The 13,982-nt window shown below is 52.6% G+C and carries 13 protein-coding genes; 7 read left to right on the top strand and 6 right to left on the bottom strand.

Annotation, left to right across the window (positions count from 1 at the left end):
- From OB13_RS08785 to OB13_RS08770, 4 genes are all read right to left on the bottom strand, one after another.
- On the bottom strand, nt 1-601 hold a 601-nt coding region (locus tag OB13_RS08785), incomplete at its 3' end, for a hypothetical protein (RefSeq protein WP_461489789.1).
- Nucleotides 602-905: 304 nt separating this feature from the next.
- Nucleotides 906-3,209, bottom strand: coding sequence for a nitric-oxide reductase large subunit (locus OB13_RS08780; protein ID WP_461489788.1), 2,304 nt, complete (start codon nt 3,207-3,209; stop codon nt 906-908).
- 72 nt (nt 3,210-3,281) lie between these two features.
- Nucleotides 3,282-4,184 (bottom strand): transporter family protein, encoded by a 903-nt coding sequence (locus tag OB13_RS08775; protein WP_461489787.1) that lies wholly within the window; start codon nt 4,182-4,184, stop codon nt 3,282-3,284.
- 67 nt (nt 4,185-4,251) lie between these two features.
- The gene (locus tag OB13_RS08770) at nt 4,252-4,626 is read right to left on the bottom strand and encodes a hypothetical protein (RefSeq protein ID WP_461489786.1); all 375 of its coding nucleotides are present in this window, start codon (nt 4,624-4,626) and stop codon (nt 4,252-4,254) included.
- A gap of 240 nt (nt 4,627-4,866) precedes the next feature.
- On the opposite strand from OB13_RS08770, the gene OB13_RS08765 reads away from it, so the two are divergent.
- The 7 genes from OB13_RS08765 to OB13_RS08735 all read left to right on the top strand — a co-directional run bounded on the left by OB13_RS08765 (nt 4,867) and on the right by OB13_RS08735 (nt 11,345).
- A complete protein-coding gene (locus OB13_RS08765; protein ID WP_461489785.1) occupies nt 4,867-5,388 on the top strand; it encodes a c-type cytochrome in 522 nt (173 codons plus the stop codon).
- A gap of 32 nt (nt 5,389-5,420) precedes the next feature.
- A complete protein-coding gene (nosZ, locus tag OB13_RS08760; RefSeq protein ID WP_461489784.1) occupies nt 5,421-7,463 on the top strand; it encodes a Sec-dependent nitrous-oxide reductase in 2,043 nt (680 codons plus the stop codon).
- An 83-nt stretch (nt 7,464-7,546) separates the two neighbouring features.
- The gene (locus OB13_RS08755; protein WP_461489783.1) at nt 7,547-8,143 is read left to right on the top strand and encodes a hypothetical protein; all 597 of its coding nucleotides are present in this window, start codon (nt 7,547-7,549) and stop codon (nt 8,141-8,143) included.
- Nucleotides 8,143-8,631 carry a nitrous oxide reductase accessory protein NosL gene (locus OB13_RS08750; RefSeq protein WP_461489782.1) on the top strand — a complete coding sequence of 163 codons (489 nt, stop codon included), beginning with the start codon at nt 8,143-8,145 and terminating at the stop codon, nt 8,629-8,631. The genes OB13_RS08755 and OB13_RS08750 overlap by 1 nt, the downstream gene beginning before the upstream one ends.
- Nucleotides 8,609-9,931, top strand: coding sequence for a nitrous oxide reductase family maturation protein NosD (gene nosD, locus OB13_RS08745; protein ID WP_461489781.1), 1,323 nt, complete (start codon nt 8,609-8,611; stop codon nt 9,929-9,931). Before OB13_RS08750 ends, nosD begins: the two co-directional genes overlap by 23 nt.
- Nucleotides 9,870-10,574, top strand: a complete 705-nt coding sequence (locus tag OB13_RS08740) for an ABC transporter ATP-binding protein (RefSeq protein WP_461489780.1) — start codon at nt 9,870-9,872, stop codon at nt 10,572-10,574. The genes nosD and OB13_RS08740 overlap by 62 nt, the downstream gene beginning before the upstream one ends.
- 3 nt (nt 10,575-10,577) lie before the next feature.
- Nucleotides 10,578-11,345, top strand: coding sequence for an ABC transporter permease subunit (locus tag OB13_RS08735; RefSeq protein WP_461489779.1), 768 nt, complete (start codon nt 10,578-10,580; stop codon nt 11,343-11,345).
- A 434-nt stretch (nt 11,346-11,779) separates the two neighbouring features.
- Here the strand turns inward: OB13_RS08735 and OB13_RS08730 are convergent, their stop codons facing one another.
- Together OB13_RS08730 and OB13_RS08725 are read right to left on the bottom strand one after the other, a co-directional pair.
- Nucleotides 11,780-12,229 (bottom strand): 6-pyruvoyl trahydropterin synthase family protein, encoded by a 450-nt coding sequence (locus tag OB13_RS08730; protein ID WP_461489778.1) that lies wholly within the window; start codon nt 12,227-12,229, stop codon nt 11,780-11,782.
- A gap of 6 nt (nt 12,230-12,235) precedes the next feature.
- A complete protein-coding gene (locus OB13_RS08725; protein WP_461489777.1) occupies nt 12,236-13,981 on the bottom strand; it encodes a hypothetical protein in 1,746 nt (581 codons plus the stop codon).
- Between the last annotated feature and the right edge of the window lies 1 nt (nt 13,982).

Below are 13,982 nucleotides of genomic sequence, written 5' to 3'. Positions count from 1 at the left end.
GGTAGCTGGTGAGTTTATCCCATTGCAGCGCCTGAAAACCGGCCCAACCTCCCTCGGCTACCAGTGTGTTGAGCAGGGCCCGGTTTCCCGATTCTTCGCCCTGGTTATTGATGACTTCGTTTTTGCCGATTTCAGATCCGATCAGCCGGTTGCCCTGCAACTCCACCCGGAAGGTGCTGCTGGCGTCCTTTGTAAAAAAGTGTTCTGTCACTGCTTCTTTCTCCACAGGCGGGTGCGGCTGTTGACTCGGGTTCACGGTGAATTCAGCCAGGTCATCGGTGGTTCTGATGGAGGCGATTCTTACCCAGTTCTCCACTTTTGTTGCCGGCAGGGTTATTTTCATATAGTGGCCTTCCTGTGGTATTTCTGCCGTGATTTGGCGTCCGTGCTCGTCGTGCAGTTCAAAGGTGGAGTTGATGCCTTCCAGGTTAGACCACAGGTTCACATTGAACAGTTTTTTCCTGGACTCTTCAAAGGCCTGGCGGGCACTGCCGGCATCGGGGTAGTCCTGGTCATTGCGGTAGAGTTTATCTTTGGCTTCATCGCCCTGTACCGCTTTTACTTCTTTCTTTATCTTATCGACGATCTTCTTTATACCCATCGTTAGTTTCCTCCTCCTTTTAGAGCGTTCTTGATTATCGGATCTTGCCTGCGCGTTAGAGTACCAGATTCCTTCCTATACAGCTATCCGGTACTTCACCAGCTTCAATCTTATACCTGTGTAATTCCCTGCGGCTCTCTATAATCCGACTCTACAATACGCTCAAAAAAGAGAGATGTTGGAGCTTCCGGTCTTGTTTGCTGCATGGGTTGCACAAGAAAAAGCCCCTTCTGTCCATCGGCAGAAGGGGCTTTACATTCAGGCGATAAGCGCTCCTGACACCAGGGGCAGGTATAGCGGCAGGTTAGGAATGAATACTTTTAGCCGGCGCTTTTCCTTCCTCCACATAAGGTGCCACATCTTCATCTTTCTCGAGTGACCAGCCTGTTTTCAGGCCGATGATGAACCAGGCCAGGGCCAGCACACCGCCTGCGAAAATCGTGTCACCGATCACGCGCAGCCAGCGCAGGGTGTTCATGGTATCGGTCTGCATAAACTCCATGGAGCGGGCGTACCAGAGCCCGTGTTCCACACTGGCCCAGGTCTGCATCAGGCCGATCGGCAGCACGCTGATGAGCACCATCAGGGCCAGGCCGATGTTGATGGACCAGAAGGCAAAGCTGATCACCCCGTCTTTCCAGCGGCGTCGGGCAGAAAGACCTTTCAGCACAAACAACATCAGGCCGATGCCCAGTATACCGTATACCCCAAACAGGGCCGTATGCGCGTGAACCGGCGTCGTGTTGAGTCCCTGCATGTAGTAGAGCGCGATCGGCGGGTTGATCACGAAACCGAATACACCGGCACCCACCAGGTTCCAGAAAGCGACGGCTACGAAGCAGTAGATGGGCCATTTGTAGGCTTTGATCCATTGGGTGGCCCGGCTGATCTGCAGGTTATGGTAGGCCTCAAAGCCGATCAGTACCAGGGGTACCACTTCCAGGGCACTAAAGGTAGCCCCCAGCGCCATGATGGCAGTAGGGGTTCCGCTGAAGTACAGGTGGTGGAATGTGCCGATGATACCGCCGAACAGGAAGATGATCGTGGAGAACAGCACTGTTGCGGTGGCCATTTTGGTTTCCAGCAGCCCCATCCGCACAAAGAGGAAGGCAATCACCACCGTCGCGAATACTTCAAAGAAGCCTTCAACCCACAGGTGGACCACCCACCAGCGCCAGTATTCTGCGATTGCCAGGTTGGTATGCTGCCCCCACATCAGGCCGGAAGCGTAGAAGATGGCAATGGCAGCCGAGGAGATCAGGAACATCCCCAGCAGGTGACGCCCTTCCACATCGTTGCGGAAAGCAGGCATGATCGCACGCACCATCAGCCCCAGCCACAAAAACAGCCCGACCAGCAGGAAGATCTGCCAGAAGCGACCCAGGTCTACATACTCATAGCCCTGGTGACCGAACCAGAAGTTTTCGGCATAGCCCAGTTTCTGCATGATGCCGTACCACTGACCGGCCAGCGAGCCCGCCACGATGATGAGCAGGCAGACGAAGAGGAAGTTCACCCCCAGCTTCTGGAACTTTGGCTCATAACCCGAAACGGCAGGGGCAATGTAGAGGCCCGTTGCCAGCCAGGAAGTGGCGATCCAGAAGATGGCCAGCTGCACGTGCCAGGTACGGGTGATGGAGTAGGGGAGATAGTCTGCCAGCGGGAAGCCGTACAGGGCCTGTCCCTCCACGCCGTAGTGTGCCGACACCACCCCCAGCGTGACCTGCACCAGAATGAGCGCCGTCACGATCCAGAAATACTTGAGCGTCGCCCGCATGGAAGGCGTGGCTTTGAGACCGAGCAGCGGATCTTGCTTGGGTAACCTGGAATGATCAATCTCATCTTCCTTGTTGGAAGCATAGTAGTAGGCCAGCAGTCCTACACCTGCTATCAGGATGATCACAGAGAAGCCTGTCCAGATGATCAGGTCGCTGCTTGGCTCGTTGGCCACCAGTTTTTCGGCAGGCCAGTTGTTGGTATAGGTAATCTTTTTGCCCGGGCGTTCGGTCACGCAGGCCCAGGAAGTCCAGAAGAAGAAACTGTTGAGCTTCTCCATGCGCTCGGGATCTTCCACGGTGTTGTTTTTCATGGCATAGGCGTCGCGGTACTTGGCCAGCGCCGGGTCATTCATGAACAGTCCGGTATAATGCTTGCTTACTTCTGCGATGGCTTCGGCCCGCAGGTCCGAAACGGTCAGTATACCTGTTTCCTTGTCGTAGGTATTGGCGCGGATCTGCTTTTGCAGGCGCGCCTCCAGCATCGCTTTCGACTCCTCGTCCAGCTCCTCATAGGTCAGGCCTTTTTCCTGTTGTGCCCAGTAGTCGAGGAAATACATGGCTTCCTTGTGCAGCCAGTCCGCACTCCAGTCGGGCGCGATGTACGCCCCGTGTCCCCAGACAGATCCCAGTTCCTGGCCGCCCGTGGACTGCCATACGTTCTGCCCGTCTTTGATGTCCTGCTCCGTGAAGAGGACTTTTCCGGATGTGGTCACCACCTTCGCAGGTATAGGAGGTGCTTCCCGGTAGATCTCGATCCCGTAGTACCCGAGAACGGCGAAGGAGCCGACGATGACGGCAATGAACCCCAGCCATAGGTTTCTGTATTTCATAAAAAGTAGACGTTTGTAATGGTTTATAATTTATTTGTGAGTAGAAATCAAAAGCCGGAGCCTGGCGCACTGTCAGAACATATAGGTCAGGTTCACCATGCTGCGGGTGTTGCCCTGGGTGGCGTGGTGCGCTTCGGTGCTGCTGACAGGCAGCTGCAGCGTGCCGCCTAACGCGATGTTCTTCACGTAGACATTGAGCCCGAGGCTGGTAAAATACGATTCGCCGCCTTTTTGTGCATTTGTCGCGCCTTCATAGCGGTCGCCTTTGGCATGCTCGTAGTACAGCCCCGCACTGGGCAGGAGGGAGATCCCTTTCACATTCTGCCAGTAAAAGACGTTGGAAGATGCGCTGATGCGGTCACCGAACTGGTAGCCGTTGTTGCTGTTTTCGGTGTTGAAGCGGTAGGTTAAGTCGTTGCTGAGGCCCAGCTGTTTGTAGCGAATGGTATAGATACCGTTGACCAGGTAATCGGTGCTGCCGGTGCCGGGCTGCAGGTTGGCTGCCAGCGCCTCGCCGTGTTGTTGTTTCCGGTAGCTGCCGGTTGCCAGCTTCACGCCGCCTCCCACCTGCAGCGTGTGCTTCAGGGTATGGCCGAGGCTGTCCCCTGTGTTCAGCAGCGAATAATTGGCCATCAGAGTCACATCCCCGAACCCTTTGCTGCGGAGGGTACCGTGTCCGCTGTTCTGCTCATTGAGCACATAGGGCGCAAACGCAAAAATCTGCACATTCCGTACCGGGACGAAACGACCCCACAACTCTGTGGTAGCAAAGTTTTCTTTTGTAATCTCTGTATGGTGGCCGTGGGTCGCGGTGATGGTATAGGCGCGGGTGGTATGGCGTAATCCCACGAAATTTTTATGAAACTGGGGCAGGATGCCCAGGTAGCTGCCGCCCATGGTGCAGCCTTTGTCGCAGGCCTGGCTGCTGATATGGACAGATAAAAGGGCAAAGACAATTAGAAATAACTTTTTCATGACTTAGATTCTCTTGATTTTTTACTAAATGATAAAGCTGGCACCAGGAAGGCACCGGGTACAGAAACTAAGAAATGAATCGGGGAGGGTGGAAAACAGAGAAATCAGGTGTGGAGCAGACACCGGCTTTGTAGAGGGTGCTGCCAGTTTTATCAAGTATAGGTATAGCAGGAATCTTCAGCACAGACTCTGCTTTATATAAGATCATGTCGAGGACAGTTTGCTGCTGACGCTGTGACTCCTTTTCACGCTCCGAATCTTTCTTCAGCGCTTTTCGCAGGTAACATTTGCCATCGCAGTCAGAATCCGGTATAAGCCGCTGCTCGCACAACTCCGTGGCGATGTATTCTTTATTCAGCTCATACACCAGGTAGATCGCCTGCTTGCTCAGTGGCTGCACCAACACGCACATTACACACAAGAGAAGGACAAGCAGCTTCATGACGCACATATTTTTGTCTGAAGCAAAGGTCATTCAGGTACTTTTTCCAAAAAATGACATAAGTCATTAATAAAAGAGATAAAGGTCTTTTATTGAAGATGCATGTTCCTATACCTTTGAATTGTAAATGAAAGCCGATTACAAGCCAGTGAACCCTGTTAAAACATTTAAAAAAAGTACAGGCAAACCCGTCGTAAGGGGGGATTTGTCAAGCTGATTCACTTAAACAATTAAACCATCATGAAAATCATCCACAAAAAACACTCAATCACAAGTAAGCCTTTAAAAACTTTTGCCATGCTGCTGGTAGGCGGCATGCTGCTCTATGGCTGCTCATCCGGCGAAGGCGATTCGAATGCCGGCGAAGCCCAGAGCGAATCCGGACTCGCTCACCAGGCCCCTGAAGCCGCGGTAGAAGATGATGGGAAAGGTGTAGGACCTGTCACCACGGTTGAAGTTGGTGAAAGCATTGATGAAGCCCTGGCGGCACAAGGCAAATCTATTTTCGAAGGGAAATGCTCGGCCTGCCACCAATTGTCTGACCAGAAAATAGTAGGACCCGGCCTGGAAGGGGTAACGGAGCGTCGCAAGCCCGAATGGATCATGAACATGATGATCAACCCGGAAGAAATGACGAAAAAAGATCCGCAAGCCAAAAAGCTGCTGGCCGAGCACTTAACGCAGATGACCAATCAGAATATTGCTGAAGCAGATGCGCGGGCGCTTCTGGAGTTCCTGCGCCAGAACGATACAAATAGCTAATTGGAAAAAATTATACCTAACCATAAACTCTTATGGAAAATCTGATCAACCAACTAAAAAAATCAGCGCCGAAGGTGACCTTGCTCATGGCACTGGCAGCTGGTGCCGCCCTGCAAGCCTGTAGCGGCGACTCCGGCAAGGCCAATGCCAAGGACGATGCCGTCTCTTCGGATGCTGCTTCGGCGGTATATGTGGCGCCAGGCGAGCATGATGAGCTGTACTCTTTCCTCTCAGGCGGCTTCAACGGGCAGGTTTCTGTCTATGGCATTCCGTCCGGCAGGCTGCTCAAGATCATCCCGGTGTTCACGCAGTTTGCGGAGAACGGCTACGGCTACAACGAGGAATCCAAGGCCATGCTGCAGACCTCACACGGCTTTGTGCCCTGGGATGATTTGCACCACCCCAAGCTTTCGCGGGCCGATGGTATGGCCGATGGCCGCTGGCTGTTCGTGAACGGTAACAACACGCCCCGCGTAGCCCGCGTGGACCTGAAGACGTTCGAGACGGTGGAGATCATGGAGATCCCGAACTCGGCCGGTAACCACTGCTCACCCTACCCGACCAACAACAACGAATATGTGCTGGCAGGTACCCGCTTCAGTGTGCCGCTCGACATGAAAGGCGGTACGGCTGACGTAAGTATGGCAGAGTACAAGGACAAGTTCAGAGGCTCTATCTCGTTCATCAAAGTAGACAAAGAGCACGGCGACATGGAGCTGGACTTCCAGATACTGGTGCCTGGCTTTGACTATGACCTGGCCAACGGTGGTAAAGGCCCTTCTAACGACTGGGTATTCTTTACAACCTACAACACCGAGAAGTCCGGTACGCTGAAGGAACTGGGTGCGTCTCAGAACGACAGAGACTACCTGGCAGCCATCAACTGGAAGCTTGCGGCCAAGTATGCGGCAGAAGGCAAGGCAAAAGAAATGCCGGCCAACTACTACCACAACAAAATGGACCACAACTCGCACATCGCCAAGTCTACGGTGAAGAAAACAGTGCGCTACCTGCTGCCGGAAGACTGCCCGGGTATGATGTACCTGATCCCTGCGCCTAAGTCACCTCACGGCATCGACGTGGATCCGACCGGTGAATACATGGTCGTGAACGGTAAATTAGCTTCTTCGCTGCCGGTGTTCTCTTTCTCCAAAATGATGAAAGCCATCGAGAACAAAGACTTCGATGGTGAAGTGAACGGTATACCGGTATTCAAATACGAGTCTATCCTGCAAGCCGAGGTGAAAGAGCCGGGCCTGGGACCCTTGCACACCGAGTTTGACGGCAAAGGCAATGCCTACTCTACCATGTTCGTATCATCTGAAGTGGTGAAGTGGAGCCTGAAAGACTTCCAGGTGAAAGACAGAATGCCTGTCTACTACTCTCCAGGTCACTTAATGATCCCGGGCGGCGATACGAGAGAGCCCTATGGCAAGTACATGGTCGTGATGAACAAGATCACCAAAGACCGCTTCCTTCCTACAGGACCGGAGCTCATGCACTCTGCCCAGTTGATCGACATCAGTGGTGAAAAGATGAAAATGCTCCTCGATTTCCCTACTGTGGCAGAACCGCACTACGCACAGGCCATCCGGGCGGACCTGGTGGCACCCAACAGTGTCAAGTTCTTCAAACTGGATGAGAACACCCACCCGGATGCCGTGAAGAATGAAAAAGACGTGAGCGTGACCCGCAAAGGCAGAACCGTGAAGATCAACATGACCTCTATCCGTAGCCACTTTACACCCGACAACATCGAAGGGGTACAGGTAGGTGACACCGTCCTCTTCCACGTGACGAACCTGGAGCAGGACTGGGATGTACCGCACGGATTTGCGATCATGGGCGCCAACAATGCCGAAACGCTGATCATGCCGGGTGCTACCCAAACCCTGCGATGGGTGCCCAAGCAAACAGGTATCTTCCCCTTCTATTGCACCGACTTCTGCTCTGCACTGCACCAGGAAATGCAAGGGTATGTGCGGGTATCTCCGAGAGGATCCAGTGTACCGATCTCTTTCTCGACCGGAGCTAAGAAACCGGTTCCACCAACAACAGCCGCTGTAAGCAAGTAGGGCTTACATTGGGCAAGACAGCGGAGTTTGCCCCTGGCAGACTCCGCTTTTTTATAATACTTTTCACCTTTAACCCCACAAGGATGAAAGCTTATCATAAAGTGCTGATGATCTTCGCAGCACTATCTCTGGGCCTACTGTTCCTCTTCCCGATGTGGAAGATCTACCTCGAAGCCCCCCAATACCCCGAAGGGCTGGAACTGCACATCTGGGTAAATAAACTCTCCGGAAGTTCCGAAGGCGTACTTCAAAATTTCAATATCCTGAACCACTACATTGGCATGGAGAAGATCCACGCCGAATCGTTTGCCGAGCTGAAGATAATGCCCTACATCGTGGTCTTATTCATGGTGACAGGTATAATCATTGCGCTGGCAGGTAAAAGAAGCCTGGTGCTGGCCTGGATCATCCTGCTGCTCATTGCAGGAGCGGTCGGGATCGCAGATTTCTACCTATGGCTGCATAAATTTGGTACCAACCTGGACCCAACTGCCCCGATCAAAGTGCCGGGCATGACCTATATACCTCCTTTGCTGGGCAATAAGCAGTTGCTCAACTTTGAGGCCCTCTCTTTACCAGCCTGGGGCAGCCTGGGAATCTTTCTGGCCGTGCTTATTGCCGGACTGGTCTATATCCTGAGTCAAAAAAAGGTAAAAACAGAAGAATTAAACCTAGCCTGATGGCACAATACACCCGATCTATGAAAATTTCAGCCCTTTATTGGAGCAGTCTGGCATGTATACTGTTCCTCCTGTCCGCGTGTAGCGTAGAACCCAAACCCATCCCGTATGGGGAAGCCAACTGTACCCACTGCAACATGACCGTTTCGGACAACAGGTATGGCGCGGAACTGGTGAACGACAAAGGCAAGCCTTACTATTTCGACTCGGCAGAATGCCTGGCAGCCTATGTAGGCGAACAACCGGAACTGGGAGAGAAGGCTGCCTTTCTGCTGGTAACAGATTTTGCCAAGCCCAATGAACTGGTAGATGCCCGGAGTGCCCATTTTCTGCAAAGCGAGGCCTTGCCAAGTCCGATGGGGATGAACCTGACCGCTGTGGCAGGCGAAGAAGCCGCCCGGGGTATGCAACAGGAGCACGGTGGTAACCTGCTCGTATGGGATCAAGTAGTTTCAGCAGTACAAAATGATGCTAAATTCAAGAAATAAAAGTTTAGGAGTAGTCTGCACGCTGGTGTTGGTGCTGTGGGGCCACTTGGCTTTGGCTGGCACCCTGAAGGTATGCAAAACCTGTACCTATACCTCCGTGAAGCAGGCGGTGCAAAAGGCGAAGGCCGGCGATACCGTCCTGATAGGTGGCGGCATATACCAGGAATCCGGCATCCTGATCGATAAGCCGCTCACCCTGCTGGGTCAGAACAACCCGGTGATAGACGGCAACTTCAAAGGCCAGATCATCACCGTGGATGCCGATCATGTTACCATCCAGGGACTCACCCTGCAGAATGTGGCCACCAGCTATACCCGGGACGATGCCGCTATCCGGGTCCTGGCCCGGAACAACATCCGGATTCTGGATAACACCATCCTTAAAACGTACTTTGGCATCTACCTGAAGAACTCCGAAAAGATCCAGATAAAAGGGAACGTGGTGAAGGGTGAGAATACGAACATCAACGAGTCGGCCTTGGGCAATGCCATCCACCTCTACTACACCGATGAGGTGGAGATCAGCGACAACGAGGTACAGGGCCACCGCGACGGCATCTACCTGGAAGTGGTGAAAAACAGCCAGGTGCACCGGAACACGAGCCATAAAAACCAGCGTTACGGGCTGCACTTTATGTTCTCGGATGGCAACGTCTATACCTACAATACCTTCCGCAACAATGGCGCCGGCGTGGCCGTGATGTATACCCGCAATGTGCGGATGGAGCATAATAATTTTGAAGATAACTGGGGCGCTGCCTCCTACGGTTTACTCCTCAAAGACATCAGCAAGAGCATCATTCACAACAATGTGTTCCGGCGCAATACAACCGGCATACACATGGAAAGCTCGAGCCAGCTGGATGTAAAAGGCAACGATTTTGAGCGCAACGGCTGGGCCATCAAGCTGATGACCACCTGCATCGAAGACACATTCCGGCTCAACAACTTTACCGGAAATTCCTTTGATGTGAGTACGAACGGCAAGTCCCAGCACAATCATTTTGAGAACAACTACTGGGAAAAATATTCGGGCTATGACCTGGACAAAGACAAGGTAGGCGACGTGCCTTACCGCCCGGTGAGCATGTATTCGATGCTGGTAGAGCGGGTGCCCCCATCCGTTATGTTTATGCGCAGCTTTATGGTTGACCTAATGGACAACATAGAGAAAGTGCTACCGAGTTTTATACCTGAGAACCTGGTTGATGAACAACCAATGATGAGCAAGATTAACCATGATAACGATAGAAAACTTACGCAAGTCGTACGGCAAGCTGCAGGTGCTGAAGGACGTTAGCGTCAGCTTCGGCACAGGCAGGGTGGTGTCGGTCATCGGCCCGAACGGCTCCGGCAAAACCACCATGAGCAAATGTATTCTGGGCATGGTGTTACCAGATGGCGGTGATATTAAGATCGGGGGCGAGAGCGTGCTCAGGAAGCATGCCTACCGCAGCCAGATCGGCTATATGCCGCAGATCGGCCGCTACCCCGAAAACATGAAGGTACGCCAGGTGATCCAGATGATCCGCGACATCCGCAAGGACGCCACCGTGGTGGATGAGGAACTGATCGGGCTGTATGGCCTGAAAGAGATGTATGAGAAGCGCATGGGCGCCTTATCGGGTGGTACCAAGCAGAAAGTGAGCGCCGCACTGGCCTTTATGTTTGATCCCAAGATCCTCATACTCGATGAGCCAACCGCCGGCCTGGACCCGATCTCGGCCGAAATACTCAAGTGCAAGATCCTCAAGGAGAAAAAAAAGGGGAAGCTGATCCTGATCACCTCGCACATTATGAGCGAGATAGAGGAAGTGGCCGATGAGGTCATGTGCATGATGGACGGACAGGTGAAATTCCATGAAACCATCGCAGATATAAAAGCCCATACCAACGAGGAACGCCTCAGCAAGGCCATCGCTAAAATTATGGAGGAGGACTAAACCATGAACAAAATTCTCAAATACGTTTTCTACGACATCATCCGGAACAAAATCGTACTGGCTTATACCGTGTTTTTGCTGCTGCTCTCCATCGGGTTGTTTAACCTAGGCGGCAGCCCCGACAAAGCCATCCTTAGCCTCCTGAACCTGGTGCTGCTGACCGTGCCGCTCATCAGCATTGTGTTTGCCACCACGCACTTCTACAACTCTTACGAGTTCATGGAATTACTCGTGGCGCAGCCCATCAACCGCAAGAAGATATTCCTGAGCGAATACCTGGGTGTGTCTTGTTCGCTCGCCGGGGCATTTGTACTGGGCGTGGGGGTGCCGGTGCTGCTCTTCGGGGCCAGCCTCACCGGTTTTTACTTGGTGTTCACGGGCGTGTTCATCACGTTTATTTTCGTGGCAATGGCATTTTTGGCCTCGGTTATCACCCGCGATAAAGCCAAAGGTATAGGTATAGCGCTGATGCTGTGGTTTTACTTTGCCCTGATCTATGACGGCATTGTGCTGTTTATCCTGTACACTTTCGGCGATTACCCGCTCGAGTATGCCACGCTCGTTATGACCGCACTGAACCCGGTGGACCTCGGCAGAATCATTGTGTTGCTGAACCTGGACGTTTCTGCCCTGATGGGCTATACCGGCGCGCTGTACAAGAGCATATTCGGGAGCATCTGGGGGATAGGTATGGCTTTCGGGTTGTTGCTGGTCTGGGTATTGCTGCCCATGCTGAGTGCCAGAAGGATATTCTCCCGAAGAGATCTGTAACAAAAGAATGCCTGCTTCGGCACGTATGCAAAGTATGTTAGAGTGTTTTTTGAAGCGTGCAGGTCGTGTGACCTGCACGCTTTTTTGTACTGTGCTATACCTTCTATTATGTAATTCTATTATGTAATTATTGTCGCTGGCTTGTGTCACCTGATGACGAAATGGTATCTACATCAAGCCGGGCAGAATCTTCCATTTCCAGTTGTGGGGAAACTTCTTCCCCGATCCGATCTCCACACTTTCGTCTGTCGTTGCAGCATTGCGATCGGTATTGCTGTTGTTGCCACACGAAAAAAGGAAAATAAAGGAGAATACAACGAATGACTTTATAGCTGTAATGTTTGGTTATACCTCTACAAACACATTTACCCTATTCACAGCTAATGGACTTAGCGCAAATAGGGCAAAAGGTTGTGAAACAGAAACTATGTTATTTACTCATTATCCTCTGCATACCATTCGGCAAAGGAATTCTGTGTTTCCCAGAGCTTCAGGCTATGCAGCTCGATATGGGGCGGGAGCTTGTGCCTGAGCCGCTGCTTAAAATCAATGAGCATATTCTCGCACGTTGGCTGGTAAGGCGTCAGCACCAGTTTGTGCTCCAGGTGCCGGAGCGTTTCCACCAGTTCCGGCGCACTATCCTGCCGCAGCAGCAGCGCATGGTCTATCGGATCCAGGATCGTTTCCTGCACCAGCTGCTTGAGTTCTTTAAAATCCAGCACCATCCCATCGTTCGGGTGTGTTTCGCTCACGATCGGGGTGCCGATAATGGTGACCTGCAGCTTGTAAGAGTGGCCGTGAATGTTGCGGCAGGCTCCTTTGTAGTGCTGCAGGGCATGTGCCACCTCAAATGTGAAGAGGCGGGTCAATCGTATTCTGCTCATACCTTGTTATAGCTTCTGATTGGCCAGGCGCAACTGGTCCTCCGCATCCAGTAATTCATCGTGCATCAACGCATATTTTTCCAGCTGGTCCTGGAACAGCGCGGGCAGCAGCTCCTTGTAGTAAGCAATGCCCTGCTGCAGGTTCTCCCAGAAGCTCTGCAGGTATTTTTCCTGTTTGTCGGTCATCGTTTCCTGCAGTTCGGCCTTCTTGTTCTTCCAGTATTCTACATACATGCGGAGTTCGTTGATGAACATATGCGGACGGTACGTGTTGTTGAGGATATTGACACGGCCGTAAATATGATCGACCATTTCCTGCAGCTTAAAGATATTGGAGAAGTACGCCATGTTAGGGCCGGGACAGATCGCTACCTGTCGTGGAGAGGCTTTGCGGGTGATGCCCGCCTTGATCAGGGCCGTACTGGCCAGGCCTTCGCAGAGGCATTCTTTGGCCAGCACTTTGGCTTCTTCTGCTTTGTACTCATGCTCCGGCAAGCCCAGACCCTGCAGTTGCAGCAGCTTGTTGCGCTGGTATTTGCGGGAAGCGGTACAGATCGGCTCTTTCGTAAATTCAGTGTTGGAGACCAGGTGCTTTTTCTCGCAGGGGCTGCCGGGTTTGTCGCGTTCGATCCGGGCCAGGGTCAGGGCTTCGCTGGTAGTACCGCGCAGCGAATTGAACGGTACACCCAGTGGCGATATCGGGCTCAGGTACAGGTCTTCTTTCCGGGCACGGGCCAGTTTTTCCATCGTTTCGACATCCACAGTAGTGGCCTCCGGGACCAGCAGGAACGGCGTTCCCCAGCCGGCGGCGTCCATACCATAGTGCTGCAACAGGAAGTTGTGTTCCCCGGCGGTACCTATACCTCCCTGCACAGTGATCTTTGTGGCAGGTGCCATTTCGGGTACCGGATGTCCTTTGGCCTTGAGGGAGTTGCTGAACAAGGTATACAGTTCTTCCTGCATTGCCTGCCTGCTCTTCTTGAATTCCTCCAGTATCGGGCCCAGCAGGTAGCCATCGGTAGCAAACGCGTGTCCACCGCAGTTCAGACCGGATTCGATGCGGAATTCCGATACCCAAATTCCTTTCTTAGCCAATATCTTGCCCTGCACAAAAGCAGAACGGTAATCGCTTACCTTGATGATCACCTGCTTGGATAAGTAACCATTCTCGTCCGGAAAAAAGCACGGAAAATGTTCCAGGTAGCTGTACAGGCGCATGTTCATACCGGCAGAAAAGATCACAGAGGCATGCACGGTGCTTCTGGCAAAACCACGCAGCGCGGCCAGTGCATCCGAGTACTCCTGTGGCAGCGGATCTCCGTTCTTGTCGTAGTTGGTTTTGTCGAGCTTGGTCATGATGTTCACATCTATGCTGCCGGGCGTCACGGCCTGGCGGAGCTCTTCCTGCAGTTCTACTTTTAGCTTCGGATCTCTTGTCTGCAGCATCTGGCGATATAGCGCTTTCAGCGGAGAATCATCGGGCAGCAGCAGGAAATACTTGGTCAGGTGTGATTCCGAGTCGAATGGTTCCTGCTTTAATTTCAGCATCTGCCTGGTTACGATGCGGTCAGCCAGGTTGAGATAGGCTGTCACGCGCCGGGCGCGATAGTCTTCTTCTTTTATGGTGATAGGCATAAACGGTTCCTGGTAGAGCTGGCTATAGTACTCGCGCATCTGTTCGAGCAAGGTGTCGTCGCTGAGCGAAATAACGGATGAAATGCCATACTGCGCCACCTTCATAGGCGAGTCGATC

This window comes from Pontibacter sp. HJ8, from assembly GCF_054824225.1.
Note: the sequence above shows the minus strand (reverse complement) of the source record. Positions and strands in the feature narration are given on the sequence as shown.